Origin of the sequence: Acaryochloris marina MBIC11017 (assembly GCF_000018105.1) — a bacterium.
GTDB classification, from domain to species: Bacteria; Cyanobacteriota; Cyanobacteriia; order Thermosynechococcales; family Thermosynechococcaceae; genus Acaryochloris; species Acaryochloris marina.
This window is the reverse complement of the sequence record NC_009925.1, coordinates 2,372,211-2,391,185: the sequence shown is the minus strand read 5'-3', so window position 1 is coordinate 2,391,185 and position 18,975 is coordinate 2,372,211. Positions and strand designations below refer to the sequence as shown.

14 protein-coding genes are annotated in these 18,975 nt (G+C 48.3%); 7 read left to right on the top strand and 7 right to left on the bottom strand.

Annotated features, from left to right (window positions below):
• Window positions 1–22: 22 nt before the first annotated feature.
• Both AM1_RS10745 and AM1_RS10740 read left to right on the top strand, forming a co-directional pair.
• The gene (locus AM1_RS10745; RefSeq protein WP_012162865.1) at window positions 23–1,570 is read left to right on the top strand and encodes an FAD-dependent monooxygenase family protein; all 1,548 of its coding nucleotides are present in this window, start codon (window positions 23–25) and stop codon (window positions 1,568–1,570) included.
• Window positions 1,571–1,676: 106 nt separating this feature from the next.
• Complete coding sequence (locus AM1_RS10740; RefSeq protein WP_041659647.1) at window positions 1,677–2,486, top strand: HAD family hydrolase; 810 nt, start codon at window positions 1,677–1,679, stop codon at window positions 2,484–2,486.
• Here AM1_RS10740 and AM1_RS10735 read toward each other — a convergent pair.
• The gene (locus tag AM1_RS10735) at window positions 2,483–3,343 is read right to left on the bottom strand and encodes a TSCPD domain-containing protein (RefSeq protein WP_012162863.1); all 861 of its coding nucleotides are present in this window, start codon (window positions 3,341–3,343) and stop codon (window positions 2,483–2,485) included. The two genes, AM1_RS10740 and AM1_RS10735, sit on opposite strands and share 4 nt — an antisense overlap.
• 34 nt (window positions 3,344–3,377) lie before the next feature.
• Window positions 3,378–5,327 carry an adenosylcobalamin-dependent ribonucleoside-diphosphate reductase gene (locus AM1_RS10730; protein ID WP_012162862.1) on the bottom strand — a complete coding sequence of 650 codons (1,950 nt, stop codon included), beginning with the start codon at window positions 5,325–5,327 and terminating at the stop codon, window positions 3,378–3,380.
• Window positions 5,328–5,882: 555 nt separating this feature from the next.
• Here AM1_RS10730 and AM1_RS10725 point away from each other — a divergent pair.
• Together AM1_RS10725 and AM1_RS39775 are read left to right on the top strand one after the other, a co-directional pair.
• The gene (locus AM1_RS10725) at window positions 5,883–7,877 is read left to right on the top strand and encodes an ABC1 kinase family protein (RefSeq protein WP_012162859.1); all 1,995 of its coding nucleotides are present in this window, start codon (window positions 5,883–5,885) and stop codon (window positions 7,875–7,877) included.
• A gap of 93 nt (window positions 7,878–7,970) precedes the next feature.
• Window positions 7,971–8,968 (top strand): IS630-like element ISAcma34 family transposase gene (locus tag AM1_RS39775; protein WP_148215715.1). Its coding sequence is split into 2 segments (ribosomal slippage): window positions 7,971–8,424 and window positions 8,424–8,968, totalling 999 coding nucleotides; the frame shifts between segments, so codons are not numbered across the junction.
• 7 nt (window positions 8,969–8,975) lie between these two features.
• Here AM1_RS39775 and AM1_RS10710 read toward each other — a convergent pair.
• The gene (locus tag AM1_RS10710; RefSeq protein ID WP_238549225.1) at window positions 8,976–10,166 is read right to left on the bottom strand and encodes an SPOR domain-containing protein; all 1,191 of its coding nucleotides are present in this window, start codon (window positions 10,164–10,166) and stop codon (window positions 8,976–8,978) included.
• Between the two features lie 562 nt (window positions 10,167–10,728).
• Between AM1_RS10710 and AM1_RS10705 the strand changes: the two genes are divergently transcribed.
• Window positions 10,729–11,202: a globin family protein gene (locus AM1_RS10705; RefSeq protein WP_010467729.1), complete on the top strand. Its 474-nt coding sequence runs from the start codon at window positions 10,729–10,731 to the stop codon at window positions 11,200–11,202.
• A 91-nt stretch (window positions 11,203–11,293) separates the two neighbouring features.
• Here the strand turns inward: AM1_RS10705 and AM1_RS10700 are convergent, their stop codons facing one another.
• Both AM1_RS10700 and AM1_RS10695 read right to left on the bottom strand, forming a co-directional pair.
• Entirely contained in the window at window positions 11,294–12,331 is a 1,038-nt protein-coding gene (locus tag AM1_RS10700; RefSeq protein WP_012162855.1) for an SIS domain-containing protein, read from the bottom strand.
• On the bottom strand, window positions 12,328–14,856 hold the full coding sequence (locus AM1_RS10695; protein WP_012162854.1) for a protein phosphatase 2C domain-containing protein: 2,529 nt from the start codon (window positions 14,854–14,856) through the stop codon (window positions 12,328–12,330). Before AM1_RS10695 ends, AM1_RS10700 begins: the two co-directional genes overlap by 4 nt.
• Before the next feature lie 206 nt (window positions 14,857–15,062).
• On the opposite strand from AM1_RS10695, the gene AM1_RS10690 reads away from it, so the two are divergent.
• A complete protein-coding gene (locus tag AM1_RS10690; RefSeq protein ID WP_012162853.1) occupies window positions 15,063–16,673 on the top strand; it encodes a B12-binding domain-containing radical SAM protein in 1,611 nt (536 codons plus the stop codon).
• Window positions 16,674–16,856: 183 nt separating this feature from the next.
• On the opposite strand, the gene AM1_RS10685 is transcribed toward AM1_RS10690, so the two are convergent.
• Window positions 16,857–17,591 (bottom strand): transposase, encoded by a 735-nt coding sequence (locus tag AM1_RS10685; RefSeq protein WP_261891574.1) that lies wholly within the window; start codon window positions 17,589–17,591, stop codon window positions 16,857–16,859.
• Between the two features lie 42 nt (window positions 17,592–17,633).
• A complete protein-coding gene (locus AM1_RS43175) occupies window positions 17,634–17,774 on the bottom strand; it encodes a hypothetical protein (protein WP_238549223.1) in 141 nt (46 codons plus the stop codon).
• 529 nt (window positions 17,775–18,303) lie between these two features.
• On the opposite strand from AM1_RS43175, the gene AM1_RS37565 reads away from it, so the two are divergent.
• On the top strand, window positions 18,304–18,750 hold the full coding sequence (locus AM1_RS37565; protein ID WP_012162850.1) for a CAP domain-containing protein: 447 nt from the start codon (window positions 18,304–18,306) through the stop codon (window positions 18,748–18,750).
• Window positions 18,751–18,975: the final 225 nt, after the last annotated feature.

The following is an 18,975-nucleotide window of genomic DNA, read 5'->3' as shown; positions in this document are numbered from 1 at the left end:
GACGTCTTTTTGTGTTGCCTGAATGCCCTCGACTGCTGAATTAATCGCCACCCTACCCGCGCCATTTCTGGCCAATTTGCAACAGGCCGATCGTCGCTGGAGCCAGTTGCGCCAAGGGCCACCCGCCCAGATTCCCACTGTCGTTCAAGACAGCACCGAACGTCTGGGGACGATGGATTGGGATGTGGTGATCTGTGGCGGTACCTTAGGCGTCATGATTGGCACCACCCTGGCGTTACGAGGCTGGCGAGTCTTAATTTTAGAGCGAGGTATTCTCAAAGGACGCGAACAGGAGTGGAATATCTCCAGAGCTGAGCTGTCGGTTTTAGTAGAGCTAGAACTGCTCACCGAAGCACAACTAGAAACCGCTATTGCCAGCGAATTTAACCCCAATCGGATTCAGTTTATGGGGGGACCTGCGGTTTGGGTTCAAGATGTCCTCAATGTTGGGGTTGACCCCGTCTTTTTATTGGATGCGCTGAAAGCTCGATTTCTAGAAGCGGGAGGTTATCTCCAGGAACAGACCGCCTTTTCCAACATGGTGGTTCATCCCGATGGCGTAGCAATTCAAACAGACACGACCCTAACGGCTCGACTCATGCTGGATGTGATGGGGCATTTCTCTCCCGTTGCCGCCCAGGCCCGCCAAGGCCAAACCCCCGCGGGTATCTGTTTAGTGGTCGGCACTTGTGCGCAAGGACTGCCCGTTCGAGACACCGGAGATTTATTGGTCTCTTTCACCCCCATCGAAGATCGATGTCAGTATTTTTGGGAAGCATTCCCTGCCCGCGATGGTCGTACGACCTATATGTTTACCTACGCTGACCTGCATCCCCAGCGCCCCAGTCTAGAGCATGTGTTTCGCCATTATCTAGACCGGCTCCCCGAGTACCAAGATACGGATCTAGCAGAGGTCAAAATCTTGCGAGCCTTATTTGGTATGTTCCCCAGCTATGAACAAAGCCCCCTCCAGTATCCCTGGGACCGCATTATGCCCATGGGAGACAGTAGCGGTAGCCAATCCCCTCTCAGCTTTGGCGGTTTTGGAGCTATGATTCGCCATTTGCGACGCCTCGATGCAGGCATTCATGAAGCCCTTAGTGCCGATGCCCTAGGGACAAAGGATCTCAACCTACTGCAGCCCTATCAACCCAACCTATCTGTGACCTGGCTATTTCAGCAATCCATGCGGGCTCCCGCCGATCGCGATCTGAACCCCCAACAAATCAATCAGCTCCTTCAGGTCGTTTTCCACGAAATGGAGAAACTCGGAGACCCGGTTCTCAAACCTTTTCTTCAGGATATTGTTCAGTTTCCGGCCCTATCTCAAACCTTGCTCCAAATTTCCCTGCGCCATCCGCAACTGACCCCTAAAATTTTGGGACATGTGGGTTTAGGGGCGTTATTCAAATGGATTCCCCATTACATGGGCTTGGGATTATATAACGAGCTGCATCGCCTTATCCCTGCTCTCAAGCAGTGGAGTGATACTTTGAACCCGAAACAACAATACTATTGGCAACGTCGATATGACGGATGGACCTATGGGACTGGGCACGATTATGAGTAAGTTTACCTTAATAAAAAAATTTAAGATAAATTGAACTCTACCGAATCTATAAAAAAATGTTAAATTCAAGTAAAGATATATTACTGACTCCTAGTCAGTCCTGCCTATGACAGGTGTGCCAGCCTTCACTCTTCCCAGATCAACGTCAGATATTGCTCAATCTGTAGCGAAAGATGATTGGCCTGGTGCTCAACAAACATCACAACTCACCATCTTTTGTGATTTAGATGGTCCCTTAATTGATGTCTCTCAACGGTATTTCAGAACCTATCAGCTTGCCCTTGCCGAGACTCAAGCGTCTGTTCAGGCTCAAAGCGAAACCTTAGCGCTCACTCCTTTAAGTCACGCCCAGTTTTGGAGTATGAAGCAATCAAAGCGGCCTGATATCGAGATTGCTTACCTGTCCGGGCTCTCTGGCAGCCATATTGATTTCTTTATGCACCAGGTCCAAGCGATTGTGAACCAGCCGCTGCTGCTTCAAGAAGACCGCCTTCAACCAGGTGTCCATCAAGCCTTAGAACACCTGCTCAATCAAGGTGCACAACTAGCGGTTGTGACCCTCCGCTGCCAAGAACAAGTGGACCAAGTCTTACAGCAGCATCATTTAACGCGCTACTTCCGGTTGATCCGGGGAACGAATGATACCCAGGCAGCCTATAAAAACTATGCGGTCTGCAAACAGGCTTTAATCCAGGATTCAATCAATGCCATGGGGCTGACCAACCATCAGCAAATTTGGATGATTGGTGATACGGAAGCAGATGTATTAGCAGCTCAAGCCATGAAGATTAAAACCGTGGCTTTAACCTGTGGAATGCGTAATTATGCCTTCCTAAACAGCTTGAGGCCGACGAGCATTCAAAGTAACTTGCCGACGGCGACTCAATTTATTTGTGATCTTTCCAGAGCCGCTTAGCTACAGCTACTGTATCCACAGACCACACACGCACCTCCAGAGCAACCATTCACTTGATGGAGTTCAGCCCCACATTCAGGGCAGATAGAAGCAGCATGATCATGGTCTGCAATAGTGGTCCACACTTCAGTCGGCATGACTGCAGTTTTGGTATCGCTGCCGTTATGGCCATTGCCATTCCCGTTACCGTTATGGCCATTATGCTTCGGAGGAGCGGCCTTTTCCTGGCCAGGCTGTGCTGGTTGCCAGGCTGTGGGAGCTTCCTGCAACACCTTACCGATTAAATCAGCTAATCCTAAGACACGATTAGGACCTAATCCTTCTGAATCTGCTCCCCGAATGCCGCGAATTTGGCGAGCAATCTCAGGAATTGGGGTTTGGTTTACAAGCAATAGGTTGATCAAACGGGCGATGGCTTCGCAAAGAGACTGCACTTCAGTTCCCGATTTGCCCACTGTCACCCAAACCGATTGCAATCCGCTGTCTCCATAGGTCAGATTCACTTCAATCTGTCCCCAGGTAAACGTGGAGATGGTTCGTGTCAGGGCATGAGCATAGGTTCCTGGTTGGGCTGAAGGCAGAGGAGATGGAGCCGGTTGCACAGGCTCAGTTTTTTCTGCAGCTGCCTCCGTGTCAGGGAGGGTATGTTCCTCACTGACAGATTCAGCCTGACTATCCGCTTCATCCACATGGGTTGCAGGATCCACAAAAGCGCTGGGAAATTCAGCAATTAGCTGCTGTAGTTTGGGGTCTAAAGCGGGGTCGATCGGCGCTGTGCCGTCAGGCTTCCCTTCAACCTGATTAAAGGCATCTGGAAAGCTATCGATTAAGCCTAATAAGTCATCCGTTTGGGCCATGCCTATACCTTCTTCTGCGTCTGGGTGATGGGGACTAGGAGTCTTTCTCGCTATTGCCGACCTTGATCGGTTCAGAGTCTAAGGTGCCGGATCGGTAGATTGTGACGCCTTTGAGTCCTGCTTTTTCGGCCAATCGATAAATCTGCTTGATTTCGTCTACTGTGGCATGAGCCGGGAGATTGATGGTCTTAGAAATAGAAGAATCAATCCAGCTCTGCCATTTGGACTGCACAAGGATATGCCAACCGGGTGGAATCTCCCGGGCAATCTTGAAACTACGGGCAATTTCTGGATGTTGCTTGCCATAGTTAGTATCGGCAAGCGATCCCGTTTGCTTGACGATCTCAGCATCAGCTTCTGGTAGGTTCAACTCATCCAAATAAGGATTGAGAATTTGCACCCAGTTTTGCTGACTACGAGAAGCGTCCACAAACACTTGCTTCCATAGGGTTAAACCAAAGTCTGGCTCAAAAGCCCAAGAGCAGGCTGCCAGCTGGGCAATGCTTCCTGTGGGGGCAATGGATAAAACTGTGGAGTTACGGCGAGGCACTTGGGTCAAATCTTGACGATCGTTATGGTGAGCTTCTGTGCCGTTATAGTAGTTCCCTTCACTATCCATCCAGCGTTCAAAAGGATTGCCAGTCTGGATATCTTTAATCTGATCCCAAACACCACAGGCTCCTTTTTCAGCGGCAATTGCTTCCGAGGTTCGGTAGGCATGAGCTGCAATCCAGCTGCCCCAGCGATCGATTTCTTCTAAGTGTCGGGCTGAATCATAGGGAATCCGAGCGAGTTTCAGGTAATCAGCCCAGCCCATAATGCCTAAGCCCAACTGACGAAAGACATCGCGGACATTATGTTTTTGGTCGGGAGTCGCAAATTCAGAGACATCGAGAACGTTATCCAGAAAGCGAATCGCAATTCTGACGGTCTCAGCTAAGTCATCCCAATCAATTTCAATGTTGCCCTCTGCAGTCCGACGGACAAACTTGGTGAGCACCAGAGAGCCGAGGTTACACGCTGAGTTGGGGGGGAGGAAGATTTCCCCACAGGGATTGGTACAAGTAACAAAATCTCGAATCGGACTCCGACGCTTGGCATTGTCGATCAGCAGTAAGCCAGGGTCTGCGGTAGCATGGGCATTTTCAGCCATAGCCTGCCAGAGTTTGTTGGCTTCTTCATCGCCTTGATCGAGTTTGGCAAAGAACTCGTCATCTAGCTGCACTGAGATGTTGGCGTTATGCCATCTGCGATCGCGTTTACCTTCTGGATTGAGATGGGTTTCCACCCAAGCTGTGCCGACCTCTGTATGTAAAGCTTTGAGCTTCTCTTGCTTTCCCTGAGACGGTTCATCCTGTTGAGCCAGTTGGGCTAACTCCTCCATCACTGACTTGGCAAAATTGGCATCAATGGTGGACTGGGTTTTCGCCTGAATAAATTCCCAAATATCAGGGTGCTTCCAGTTCATGGAAAATAGAAATGCACCTCGGCGGGCCTTGTTGCCAGTGGTGATTTTCTTGGAGTTCTCAGACACCATATCTAAGACTGCACAGGGACCAAGCGCTTTCCCATCTTGAAACGGTGCGCCTTTTTGGCGGATATATCCCTTGGAGCCTTCTGCCCCAATATTGATCCCCACCCCACCTCTGAATTTGGTGGTGAGTACCGAGTCAGACACTAATTTAGTGATGTCATGGATGTGATCTTCAGCCGAAAGGACAAAACAATTCAGCAAGCCACGGGTGCCATGATCACAGTTGGCCAAGATGGAACCACCAGGCACAAACTTCATGGGCTGCAAAATCGACAGAAATTTTTCTTGCCAATAGCTTTGCTGCTCTGGTGTTGATTCCGCACTGGCAACATAGGTCGCTACTCGGTGAACGACGTCTTCCCAGGAGACTTCATCTTCGATCAGATACTTTTGGAGAACCGCTTTTTGGGATTCGCTGAGTTCAGTTATAAAAGATTGAGTGGCAACCATGGCACATCTAGCGTTGAGGTCAGAAGAACGGGATGAAATCGCGCTATGTAGAATTAATTTTCCAAGTATTGCATGGCTCACTAGCTATCCCATGCTAGTGAGACCAACAGGTTTGGAAGGATGGTCTATTAGCGCTATATGTGTGGTCATTGACCATCGATAAACACTATATATGCTTTTTGCTGAACTGGCGCTGAAGTGCAAACATTTTTTTCGATGGCCGTTCTGATGTTAGAAATAAGGCTGTAAAGCCCGCCTAGCTTCAACTATTGGATATTGACTTTGAAGTCCTAACGCCGTCTATCCCAATCATTTCTTAATTGTTTTTTATGCTCCATATTTGTATTGGACTGATTGGAGCGGAAGGTTGACATGTTTTGGGGTGATGCGGGTTTGCGATCGCAAATCCATTCCCTAACCCATAGCAAAGCGTCTCAAGCCAACAGAAGGACAGCTTAATTGTTACAATGCTTTACAAGAGACCGTATCTTACTGTGGCCTATGCCGTAACTATTCGATACGTCTAAAGCAACATTGTCTTAGATCTTTGTACCCATGACCTTGGCTGAACCGACCTCCCCACAGTCCCCTTCTCTGCCCGCTGGCCCATCAACGGCCGATTTTTCTGGGGTAGCCGTGGCCACTGAGAGCCCCTCGAACCTCACCTCAGCCATAGAGTTTGAGGCTTACGATCCAGCCAAGATTCAGCAAAAATTTCAAGGCCAAATTTTTCGAGTCCTCCAACGATGGGTCACCATCCTCTGGCCATTTCTTCTGCTCTTTGCCCGGCGTTGGTGGGATAAGCGAACACCAACCTCCCCTGAACGGCAAAAGCGGCGAGCGGTCCAATTAAGAGAAACCCTCACCGCCCTAGGGCCTGCTTTTATCAAAATTGGTCAGGCCTTATCCACGCGCCCCGATATCCTTACAGGTCCGTACTTAGAAGAATTATCTAAACTCCAAGATCAGCTGCCAGCATTCTCGAATGAGATTGCCTACCGCTTTATCGAAGAAGAACTGGGACGCCCACCCCAAGATTTGTATGCCCAATTAACCCCAGAACCCATTGCCGCTGCTTCCCTAGGCCAAGTTTACAAGGGGCAACTGCACTCTGGAGAATGGGTGGCCGTCAAAGTTCAGCGCCCTGATCTGGCAGAACAGGTCACCCTTGATATCTATATTCTGCGGGGTCTTGCCGCCTGGGTGCAGAAAAATAACAAATCCATCCGCAGCGATTTAGTCGGCATTCTGGATGAATTTGCCGGACGACTCTTTGAAGAAGTCGATTATACCCAGGAAGGTCGCAACGCTGAGCGCTTTGCCCATCTGTATGAATACCTCCCTGAAATCTATATTCCTAAAATTTATTGGGAATATACCAATCGCCGGGTCTTGACCATGGAGTGGATCACGGGGACTAAACTCAATCAGCCCGAGAAAATTCAGGCGCAAGGCATTGATGCGCGCCACCTGATTGACGTCGGTGTCAATTGCTCCCTGCGGCAGCTCCTAGAGCATGGCTTTTTCCATGCAGATCCTCATCCGGGCAACCTGCTGGCTACACCAGATGGCAAGTTGGCCTACCTTGACTTCGGCATGATGAGCGAAATCAAGCTTGAACAGCGCTATGGTCTGATTAACGCTATTGTCCACATCATTAATCGTGAATTTGAAGCTTTAGCTCACGACTATGTCCACTTAGGCTTCCTAACTCCAGACACTAATTTAGAACCCATTATTCCGGCCCTAGGCGTAGTCTTTAACAATGCTTTGGGGGCCAGCGTTGCGGAACTCAATATTCAGAGCATCTTTGATCAGCTGTCTGAAATTATGTATGAGTATCCGTTTCGGGTCCCGTCCTACTACGCCCTGATTGTGCGTTCCCTACTGACCATGGAAGGGATTGCCATTGGGGTAGATAAAGACTTTAAAGTCTTGAGCGCTGCCTATCCCTATGTTGCCAAACGAATTTTGACGGATCCCGCTCCTGAACTCCGGGAAAGTTTGAAAGACTTACTGTTTAAAGAAAATAGTTTTCGCTGGAATCGCCTCGAAAACCTGATGAAAAATGCCCGCAACAACTTTGATTACGATCTAAGCGGCTCCCTAGACCAAGCCCTCGATTATCTATTCTCAGAACGAGGAGAACTGATCCGAGATCGAATGGCGCAAGAGCTCGTCAATGGCATCGATGCTTTTGGGCAGACCACTTGGCATGGTTTGACGGCTAAATTCCGAGAGCAGATGGGATGGGAGGTCGATGAAGCCTCAGTGGCTGACTTAGAGGCCAATTTTGGCCATATTCAACGCATTTTTGGATTGTTGCAAGAAACGCCGGGTTTTGACCCTGTTAAGCTTGCCAGCGTGGTTCCGCCTTTGTTGGTTAAACCTGAAACCCAAGCCCTAGGCCAGCAAATTGCTACTGGTCTTTTGCAAAAAGCATTGGTACGGGTGATTCGAGAATTTCTTTTACCTGAGTCGAGTGACGCTGCTGATGGGGCTAGGTATGCACCACCCGTCACTCTCTCCCCTCTGGCTAAGGCTAGCTAAGCCAGAGACTAAATAAGCAGATGAACAAAATTAATTACATAGAATTTCCTGGTTGTAAACTACCTGAGTCCTCTGTTTACATCCATTGATTTGATGTTATTAGTCCGTCCTATCTCCACCGAAAGCTTACGCTTATTGCATCGGATTTATCACAGTAGTCGCCATCATCAGGTCAGACAACGCGCCCATTGCCTCATTTTGTTCGCCCAGGGTTGGCCCCCCTACACCTTAGCCTCCCTTTTTAGTGTGAGTCCTAAAACGGTTTACAACTGGCTTAAGGCTTGGAACAACCGAGGATTTGCAGGACTCTATAATCACCCAGGTCGAGGTCGAAAACCGATGTTTAATCCCGACCAACAACAGCAGATTTATGAGTGGACTCAGGCATCTCCCATCCAACTCAATCAGGTGTTAGCTCAGATTGAACAACAGTGGTCAGTACGCGTGTCAAAGGCCACAGTTAAACGCGTCTTGAAGCAGATGGACATGAGCTGGCATCGCTTTCGCCAAGGGACATCAGGCCAGCCTTTATATGCCCACTACCTCGAAAAAAACAGCAGTTAGAACATCTCAAGGAACAGGAAGAGAAGGGAGACATCCATCTATTCTTTATGGATGAGAGTGGTTTTTCGTTAGTCCCCTGTATTCCCTATGGATGGCAACCCATAGGGACGTATCTGGAAATACCGACTCGTTCAAGTAAACGCTTGAATGTTCTGGGGTTTTTGAGTCGACGACAAGGGCTACATGCTTATACATCAGAACAGACCATCACCAGTGAGGTTGTCAGTCATTGCATTGATACCTTTTTTGCTGACGTGGAGTTGCCCACCGTCATTGTGGTGGATCAAGCCCCTATCCATACGAGCCAATCAATCTATGAGATGAAAGCAGAGTGGGCCGAACGGGGAATTACCTTGTTTGAGTTGCCAAGCTATTCTCCCCATCTAAATTTGATTGAGCGTCTGTGGCAATTCATGAAATATCAGTGGATTGAAATGAGTGCCTACTGGGGGTGGTCATCTTTGGTCGAATATGTGGAAAGAGTTTTGAAAGCCTACGGCGATGATTATGTAATTAATTTTAGCTAGGTGCTTATCAGCCTGGCGCAATGATGGCGGCAGATAGACCCTTGGACCGGAGCTGCTTAGCCAATCGCTTTGCTGCATCTAAGGATTCTAGAGCCCCTGCCTGCACCTGTTGACCACCTGTACCATTGGTCAGGAATGCAGTAGGTACTATCTTGCGGGTTTGTTGGAGCGAAGCTGCATTGTTGTAAGGAATCACCACATAGAACAAGCCTGTTTCTGACGTCTGATTTTTCAAAATGGGCACAGGTTTCTGGGATAGCGTTGCTGCTGGTGTTGGAGCTGCGCTTGGCTGAGGAGCTGGGCTGGCGGCAGGAGAGGGCGAGGGTGAGGAACTGGGTTCTAGGCGACTCAAATTCTCTAAATTGACATCCGAAAACTCTTTCTTGGATAAGTCAGGACCCGGTGGTGAGGTCGCGACAAGAGGAGACTCACTAGGCTGAGCTGGAGAGCTGGGGGATTTAGGGGGACTAGACGCTGAAACTTGGGCGGATGGCCGAGGTTGCTTGGGAGGCCATAATTTATTGCGTAAGCCCGTGGCATGAAGAAACAGCACTACAACTAATGCTCCTACAATGCTGCCCCCCACCAGCAACATGATTCTCTTTGGAGTCAATGGGTTGTTAGTCGTTACCGGTGGCGTCTCAGGTTCAGCTACAGCCTCTTCAAGGTGCTGGCGTAAGGCGGTGGAAGAATCAAGATAGTCGTCAATGGCTGGGTCGAGTTTAGATAGATGAGGATCATTTTCCGTAGCCTCAGAAGGTAAAGGGGCCCCAGCAACGCCAGCAGGCTGCTTAAATCTGGGTGAAGGTTCTAAGACAGCTTCTTGTTGATCCAGTTTTGTCTCACTATTCTCTGAATCACTTGCTTCTGAATCATTGGCAGAGTCTGTCTCAACCTGGAAGAGTGCGAGTTCAGATGGCGTTAAATCCTCCGCAACATCTTCTAGTTCTAATGGGGGAATAGCGTCTTGTGGTCCAGTTCTAGAAATCATAGAATCCTCTGTAGATCCCGCCTCTGATTGTGTAGTTTCAGGCAGGATCTGAGGTTCACTGATTTCTTCCTTTAAGTCGTCTGGCAACTCCGCTAGAGCCTGATGTTGACGAAACAGAGACATTTCAGACTCAATCGTCATATCTAATGTCCCCAAAGCTGCTTTCAACAGAGGGTGAGGACCATTCGAAACAGGGGAGTTAGTCATAGCTAAATGTCTTGAAAAGGAGCATATGTCCCAATACAGCCACAAGAACTATAGCTGTTTTCACGCTGGGTTGGGAGAATGATTAACGCACTGATATCACTGAGCGTTTCGCCTTAGAGAAAGTGGTCTAGTGAATCTTGAGATCGCCAGCAGTCATGGTTTAGCCCTGGAGGCTTAGGGAGTAGAATGTGCCTCTGGAGAACCATCTTGAGCAGCCCACTCTAGGCAATAACATGGATGCTTAATAGAATATTAAAAACTGTTACAGCTAGTCTGTGATGGTGACCGTCTTATCTGAAAATAGTCTCTGGAGACTTTTAAGTTATGGACAAAATAGATTCAATCTAAAGCGTTCTGCTCGGTCTCAGGTTACTATAGAAGATGTGGTTTATAGATTTGGTAGTATCTGCATCCGTTTCTCACCGCAGCATTGAATTACTGCAAATGTTTAGCCAGTAATGGTGCTAGCTCCGAATAATGGTCAATGTAGAGCTATAAAGCTTTTAATTTTTTAGATTTTATCGACATTTAACAAGGAAGCAGGTAAGGAAGTTAAATAATGATGGAAAACACAATCACCTCTGTGATTACCTCATTTGACCTTCAAGGCAAATACATTGATGGTGGTGCTTTACAGCAGCTCAAACATAGCTTCCAAATTGATGAACCGAAAGTTGAAGCCGCTGCAATCATCCGCGACAACGCAGCAGAAATCGTCAAAGAGGCGGTTGCTAAGTCCCTAGATGTGCCAGGTAGCGATGCTTTACCAACGACCCGTCGTTATGCTGCATGTGTGCGGGATCTAGACTTTTATCTTCGCTATGCAACTTATGCCATGGTTGCTGGCGATACGACTATTTTGGATGAGCGCGTGCTCAATGGTCTCAAGGAAACCTACCTAGCTTTAGGTGTGTCTCTAGCCGCAACAATCAAGGCCATCCGTGCAATGCAAGAGGTGACCAGTGATGTAGTGGGTTCTGCTGCAGGCCATGAGATTAGCCCCTATTTTGAGCATCTCTGTGCAGGCTTGAGCTAGGTTTCAACGTCGCTATCTCCAAAAATTGCTCGATAACAATGATTTAAGCGCTCTCAGAAATCTGAGAGCGCTTATGCTTTAAGAGTAACGGCTATTCTTGATCAACGACTTTGCCTGACCAGCGAAATTCTCCAGGCGTCATATTTTGTTGATCTGCTAACTGGGCAACTAGTCGCTGAATCGGCAAAATCTCTAACAGGGGATGGAGAAAAATATCTTCAATCTCAGGCAGCGGAATATGGGTTGTCCCGATGGTGGGTTGGCCGATGCAAACCACTGGCCCGCCATACTCGACAATATCGGCTGCAAGGCGTTGGTTGATGCCCAGGGTGGTATCAGGGCTGGTTAAGACAATCGAACCGATCTGAGGGGCAATCATTTCTCGCGGTCCATGGCGGAACTGCCCGCCCGAATAGCCCTCAGCGGGTATGCGAACCCCTTCTTTGAGCATTAAGGCGGCATTGTTGGCTGTTGCTAAGGCTGGACCACGGCCAATAATGCTGATGTAGGTACTTGCCTTTAGGACATTAAACGCTTTGGAGATGTCGGTTTGACGCTTTTGGAGAAAGGTTTGAGCTTGGGATGCGATCTCATCCCCATACTCAAAGTCTTGAGGGTAGAGCTGGCCAGCTAATGCCCTGGCGATAAAGTGAAGCACTAACATCGAGCTGGTATAGGTTTTGGTGGCAATCCCAACTTCGGGACCGGCTGCCGTGGGTAATGCCACATCACTATGATCTGCCAAGGTATTTTGTGGGGAGTTCGTAACGCTAATCAGCACAGGGGGCTGTGAACTTTGATGGCGTTGAGCTTCAATTTGCGCCACTAATTTCTGGAGTTCAATACTTTCTCCCGATTGAGAGGCGGCCACGATCAGGCTTGGTCTCTCTAGCAGAGTCGGAAGGTAGTGAATTAAGGTAGAGGTTTCGAGATGAAGGGCTGTTTTACCCTGCTGGTTCAGGTAAAACCAAGCTGGATAGAGGGCATTGTAGGAAGCCCCCATGCCTGTTAAAAGAATGGACCTCTGAGGATATTCAGATAAGAGAGACCAAACGGTATGGTGCTGATAGGTGTGAATTAGCTGGTGTAGAACTTGAGGTTGTTCCAGCACATCCGATTGGTAACTCATGGGGTAGGGTCTGAGCCAATAGGAGCGCCTGCCGGAATATCTTTGCCTTCTAGAGGAGCAGGCGTACAAGCTTTTTGTTGTTCAGGACTGAGTTGGGCGGCGGGAATAATTTCTGTCACTAATGAGGCCAACTTAGATCGATCCACCCAGCCAATTTGGGGAGTAGATGGGGTTGTTACTGATCCGCTAGGATTCTCATCACTCAGTTTTTCATCGATGAGTTGAGCGACGGAATCGGCGTCTGGGTCTGCTCCTTCTTTTTCTAATTTTTCATCTAACTTTTCGGGGGGCAGAATACCTGTACCTTCTTGTTCTGAAACTTCTTCTACAGGCTGGCAAGTTCGAATCCGCAGTGCTTGGATAGGAGCGCCTGGTGCGGTTTTATCTGATGCATCAGCCAGAGGGGGCGGAAAGATTCCATCAACGACCACTAAACTATCACTTGGAATAGAAATGGTAGAGCCTAGCGCGATTTTGGCGTCTGAAGTTTCTGTCGGTGGATTATCTACGCTTGCGTCATCCACGCCACCAATGCCCTGTAATAGTTCTTTTGGATCCTTGACGACGGAGATCTCAATGGGTTGATCATTGGCACTGACTAACCGGAGGACATCCAACTTATTCGCTTGAGCTAGATCAGGAGGAGGAGGGGGAGTGTCAGGTAGGCTGGGTTCAGGAGAAGGAGAAGCCGAAGAATCTGCGATGGGCTGATTCAGAAAAGGGAGTTTGAGAAAGCCGAGCTGGTAAGCCACTGCACCGCCAACCCCTAATAAAATCAGGCCCAATAAAATCCAGAGGCCGAATCCACTCCCTGAACGCTTTGGATCAAGCGGAGCGTCGGGGGCAACGGCTTGAGTCTTGGGTAAGACCGTTGGAGGCGTATTATCGACCGGGGCTGATGTTTCTGCTGGCGCACTATTTAAGCCAGTTGCGCCGGTACTTTGGCGTTGACGAGTCACATGGCAATGCACCAAACCAACGGTGACATTATCATGACCATTGAGCTGATTGGCGAGTTCGATCAGACGCTTGCTCGTGCTGGCTAAGTCGGTGCCGCCTTGGAGGAGAGGTAGCAGCTCCTCTCGCCAAATCATATCAATGCGATCGTAGTCACTCAGTCCGTCTGAACACAGCAGAAATAAACAGTCTTCATCCAGTAAGAATCGCTGAACCGTCGGTCGGAGAACTGACGAAGAGGCCATGCCTAAGGCCTGGACCAACGATCCGGAAGCGGGTTGGAGGAGGGCTTCGCGGTACGGAACATACCCCAAGCGCACTTCGCGAGATGCAATATCGTCATCTACCATGATTTGGTAGCAGCCTTGGGTGGTGATCAGGTAAGCCCGACTATCTCCAATATGCGAGACATAAATTTGGTGAGTTTGGGATAACGCCGTCACCAGCGTGGTTCCCATCCGTTGACGATCCTGGCGCTGTTCTTGGTCGTTCCGCTGGCTAATGAGATCATTAGCCTTAAAGGAGGCATTTTCTAATTCTGTAATCACATCAGCAGGTGAGAGATCATCAATGGGTAATTGAGTCAGATGATCCCGTAGCGCTTCGATGGCAATACCGGATGCGACTTCGCCACCGGCATGTCCCCCCACTCCATCGCAAACAATCGCCATTCGCTCTAATGAGTTTTGGGTGACTGCGCCATCTGCAGGATAGCAAGCATCTTCGTTATGCTCGCGAACCATGCCTGTATCTGTACGAGTCGCAATATCTATTTTGACTCGATAGGCTTTATGGATATTTTCAATCCAGCTTTCCAATTGGGCGAGCAGTTCTTCTGCTGATTCAACTTCGCCACTGGCTAATTGATCACAGAGACCATCTAAGGAGTCTGCGAGTTTACCGCTAGTTTTGGGAATGAGCTGTTGCCACACTAAACCTAGGTCCGCCAAACTCGGTTCTAGGCGAAAATCATTTTCTAATTCCAATAACCGAAAGAGGGAGCCTTCGACCCGCATAAAGTCAGGCTGCAATAAGCTCGACGCCACCCCCTGAATTCGGAGGGGTTGCCATAGCTGAGCAATTTGCCAGAGCCAGTGGAGTTGGCGCAGAGGTTGGGCGTTGACCCAAGCATCAAATAACGGCATGCCTGCCCCTAGGGCTAGTCCACCTTGGTGACTCGGATCTAAATCGGCAGAACCCAAAGGTGCTTGCTCTAGTAAGAGGATCAAGGACGGTTCGGGGTCTCCTAAAGAAAGGAGGGTATAGACTTGGGGAAGATGGAGTCGGTAAGGAAATAGCTTCAGGTAAGGGACCAAGGTATCCGGTAACTCAACACTCATTTTGAGAGGAATGCCCGGTTGTGTATCGAAGACCACTCTCGGCCCCTGAAACAGAAACCGATCTTCTAGGAGGTCACCCACTTGAAAGTTATCTACACGAGCGCCCACAACCCAAAGAAAGCGTTTCGGTAAGTATGTCCCACATTTTTGGCAAAACTGATCTCGATCAGAGTTGACTGCTCGACATCTGAGATTGGGACATTGCAATTGGGGTTGGGAGTGTGGCATGTGCGTAATTAACGGATTGGGTCCTTGTTAGTCTGTATCTAAAGATTGCCCTTATTTATGAAACGAATGAAGACACATCACCTGGACGATAGTATTAAAGCTATTTTTACCTGAGAGTGTTGGAGAGATAACACATATGTAAAGATGTTTAAACCTAAATGCTGTTACATTAGCCTCTGCTAGACATCAAAGTGTCTCTAGTTTAAGTGTCAACCTCAATCTTTCAATCAGAGCAATTATTGTTTACACCAGGAACGCCAACACCGAATAGGCTTCCGCTTATTTTCGCATTTCCAAACACGTACTGTGTAGGAATAACGAGTTTGGGCTTCCAAGTCGTTTGGGCCATGCTGTGTGCACGTTCTGATCTACAGGTTAGCCGACTTTTCACAGATGTCCAGGAACCCCTCCCCCAACATCCCGTACTCTTGGGTTTTTCTCTGTCCTGGGAATTGGATTATGCCAATATTTTGCAGATGTTGGAGGACTTGGATATCCCATTGCGTAGTCAGCACCGCACAGCGGCTCATCCCTTAGTGTTTGGGGGTGGGTCAGTGCTGACTGCTAATCCCGAACCCTTTGCTGATTTCTTTGATGTGATTCTGTTGGGGGATGGAGAGGATCTACTGGGGCAGTTTATTGATACGTTTCGAACGGTACATCAAGCCGACCGTGCGACCCAACTGTTGACCTTAGCCCAAGTGCCTGGGGTGTATATTCCCAGCTTGTATGAGGTTCAATACCAGGCATCGGAGGGTGCGATCGCAACCATCAAACCCCACACTCCAGACGTGCCCGCCCAGGTCCAAAAACAGACCTATCGTGGCAATACCTTGTCCGCCTCAACGGTTGTTACCCCTAAAGCAGCTTGGGAAAGTATCTATATGGTGGAGGTGGTGCGGAGTTGCCCAGAAATGTGTCGTTTTTGCCTGGCTAGCTATTTAACGCTCCCCTTTCGGACTCCAGAGGCGGCCCAAACGCTACTCCCCCAAATTGAAAAAGGACTAGCTGTTACCAACCGTATTGGCCTCCTAGGAGCCTCTGTTACGCAACATCCAGAATTTGAGCAGCTGATCGACTATTTTGCCCACCCTGACCGAGATCAGGTGCGTTTAAGTATTGCTTCCGTGCGGACCAATACTGTGACGGTCAAGCTCGCCCAGGTCCTGGCTCAGCGGGATACTCGTTCGATTACCATTGCGATTGAAAGTGGCTCTGAGCGGTTGCGGCAGGTTATCAATAAGAAATTACAGAATGACGAGATTCACCAAGCGGCTGCCAATGCTTATCAAGGTCAACTGAAAGGCCTAAAACTTTATGGGATGGTGGGTATTCCAGGGGAAACGGATACGGACGTTGAAGCGACGATTAATCTAATGTTGCAGTTAAAGAAAGAGGTGCCTGGGTTGCGATTAACCTTAGGATGCAGCACCTTTGTCCCCAAAGCCCATACGCCTTTTCAGTGGTTTGGCGTCAACCCTACAGCTAAGAAGTCGCTGCAATTGATGCAGAAGAAGTTGCGATCTCAAGGGATCGATTTTAGGCCTGAAAGCTACAACTGGTCAATTATTCAGGCCTTAATTGCTCGGGGTGATCGACGGATTTCTCATCTACTAGAACTGACTCGGCATTTTGGCGATTCCCTCGGGAGCTATCGTCGAGCGTTTAAGCAACTTAAAGGGCAGATTCCTTCTCTAGACTTTTACGTTTTTCAGGAATGGCCAACAGATCAAATCTTGCCTTGGTCACACTTGCAAGGTCCTTTGCCACAATCCACCTTAGAAAAACATTTACACAATGCCACCGATTTGATGTAAAGCATCAGACTCAATGCTCTGTTACATGAGTAGACTTGTTCAAAAAATTACAGCCCATAGTGCGTCTGGCTTTGAGCATGGTTACTCTGACAGCAGACTCAACGACAGAATGGGGGTTGACGGTAGTTTCTGTTAGTTTAGCTCCAAAAAATAGGGTCGGCTAATTCATCGCTTCATCCCTTTTTAAGACTGAGATAAAACAGGCAACATAATCATACCCAGCCGCAATCGAACTAAGCCACAAACGGTGAGAATTACTTGTTCATAAGTGTCATGACGCAAACGGAATCGCTCTTGGGCAACTCGGAAAATCCGCACTAAACGGATTGTATGCTCAACAAAGATGCGACGAGTGCTGGAGAATTTCTTGTTCTGTGCCTTTTGCTTTGGTGTTAGCTCTTTGCCTCGTGGCTTTTTGTGTGGGGTTTGCACATTCTGTGCTCCCACATAGGCTTTATCACCATCGAACCCCTGTCCTGGCGCAAACTGTGATTGGTGTTCTCGAAATACAGAAATGTCACTGGTTGGTCCCTTTTTACCTGCGATGGCATCAACGATATCTTTGCCGCCAGGCAGAGTCACAATCTGAGATTTGAAGGTGTGCTGCTGCTTCTTGCCAGAAAAATACGAGCGTTGTTCATCGTTGTCAATGGGGCGTTCTCTCGCTTGCTCAAAGGTATCAACAATCAACTGGAACTGAGTCAACCACTCCTGCACAATGGCGTAATCGCTCGGGTTGGAATCCACTTGCTCCAGCAAACTTGCAGGAAGCAGTACTCGTAGCATCGACAGCCAGTAGTGAACCGTATCATTGGCCTCACTCTTGGACACCCCAAACTGAAGTCCCAGCACCTCAAAGGTGGGATAGTGCCGTAAGTAGAACAGGCACAGGCAAACCTCCTCTGCGACCGATAACAGCGGTTTGCGTCCTCCTCCTTTGGCATTGACCCGGCTTTTATGTCATTCTATCTCAGCTTTTCGCTCATTGTGCTTCAACTCAGCTTGTTCCAATAATTGGAGAAACTGAGGGTACTCAATGCCCAACACTCGCTTGCTGCGATGGGGATATTTGTGAATATAATCAAGAGGATTTTTTGTCATTGGTAGAGCGGTAAAACTCCGTTCTACCATCTTTTTTCTCCGTCATTTATATTTCGGACAGGTCTAGTAACTTAATGCTCTTTGTTTGTCGATGAAATTAATGTGTTAGAGTTCAGTGCTTTTCGCTTTTTAATAGCTTTAAAACAGTACTGATGCTGGGAAGTATTAAGGATTTAAAATCGTTTTTTTTAGAATTCGGTATTTCCACTGGACTATTTTCCTTTCTTCGTCAGCTATACAAGATATAGATGTCGTTTGTCTCCTGCCAATTTTGAGGGCAGAAATAGGGTTGCTCAATCGTTGATAGAGGTAAAGCCCGACAACGATATTGATTCTTCGTTCTTTTAGAAAAAACTATTGTCGATTCCTCTCTGCTACTCCATGCCTTTGGGAGTCATTCAATGCATGAAATTTAGGAGTAGGACATGTTTTCGAGTGCCTATTTATTTTGGATAGGCCTTTTTTATGGCTTGAAGTATCTCTGAACCCGGTGATTCATCTATGTTGAGTAATTTGATGATGTGTTTCCATGCTGCGTAAGCTATATTTTTCGCTTTGTCTTGCTTTCAGTTTGGTGGGTGTCGGTAGTGTTGCAACATCGGTTGCGTTAGCGTGTACAGATCATCCTGCCCAGCCAGCCAATCCATCTCATACCCAAGCCTCTACCAGCCTTAATGTGCATCGTCCAACATGGTCACGAGAGATGCTAGAGGCTCATAATCAATGGCGTCAGCGAACAGGTATTCCCCCGCTCACTTGGTCAGATGATTTGGCCAAGCATGCCCAAGCTTGGGCGAATCATTTGGCTAACGATAATTTCCGACTCTACCACCGCCCCAATAATCCCTATGGTGAGAACTTAACGTGGGCGGCTCACCAAAAACTCTCCCCGACCGAAGTGGTGAATATGTGGGGCGATGAAATCAAGCATTATGATTACGAGACCAATCGTTGCTCTGCGGTGTGTGGGCACTAAACCCAGCTAGTTTGGCAGAAGACGACTGAAGTCGGTTGTGCCAATATTCGCTCAGGTCCTCAAGAAATTTGGGTATGTAATTACAACCCACCTGGCAACTATCGGGGCCAAAAGCCCTATCAAGCAGTTTTGCAGTCTGATCCTTCTTCAAAACAGGTTCTTCAGGCTGCATTCCGATCAGAGTTGCCAACCCAGCTAGGGGTTGGACAGGGAACTTCTCTGCCG

What these genes read in the sequence shown, in the direction of transcription:
- AM1_RS10730 (WP_012162862.1), bottom strand. Translation starts at nt 5,327, where the DNA reads ATGGTTGCCACTCAATCTTTTATAACTGAACTCAGCGAATCCCAAAAA.
- AM1_RS10735 (WP_012162863.1), bottom strand. Translation starts at nt 3,343, where the DNA reads ATGGCCCAAACGGATGACTTATTAGGCTTAATCGATAGCTTTCCAGAT.
- AM1_RS10745 (WP_012162865.1), top strand. Translation starts at nt 23, where the DNA reads ATGCCCTCGACTGCTGAATTAATCGCCACCCTACCCGCGCCATTTCTG.
- AM1_RS10710 (WP_238549225.1), bottom strand. Translation starts at nt 10,166, where the DNA reads ATGACTAACTCCCCTGTTTCGAATGGTCCTCACCCTCTGTTGAAAGCA.
- AM1_RS10740 (WP_041659647.1), top strand. Translation starts at nt 1,677, where the DNA reads ATGACAGGTGTGCCAGCCTTCACTCTTCCCAGATCAACGTCAGATATT.
- AM1_RS10695 (WP_012162854.1), bottom strand. Translation starts at nt 14,856, where the DNA reads ATGCCACACTCCCAACCCCAATTGCAATGTCCCAATCTCAGATGTCGA.
- AM1_RS10705 (WP_010467729.1), top strand. Translation starts at nt 10,729, where the DNA reads ATGGAAAACACAATCACCTCTGTGATTACCTCATTTGACCTTCAAGGC.
- AM1_RS10700 (WP_012162855.1), bottom strand. Translation starts at nt 12,331, where the DNA reads ATGAGTTACCAATCGGATGTGCTGGAACAACCTCAAGTTCTACACCAG.
- AM1_RS43175 (WP_238549223.1), bottom strand. Translation starts at nt 17,774, where the DNA reads ATGACAAAAAATCCTCTTGATTATATTCACAAATATCCCCATCGCAGC.
- AM1_RS10725 (WP_012162859.1), top strand. Translation starts at nt 5,883, where the DNA reads ATGACCTTGGCTGAACCGACCTCCCCACAGTCCCCTTCTCTGCCCGCT.
- AM1_RS37565 (WP_012162850.1), top strand. Translation starts at nt 18,304, where the DNA reads ATGCTGCGTAAGCTATATTTTTCGCTTTGTCTTGCTTTCAGTTTGGTG.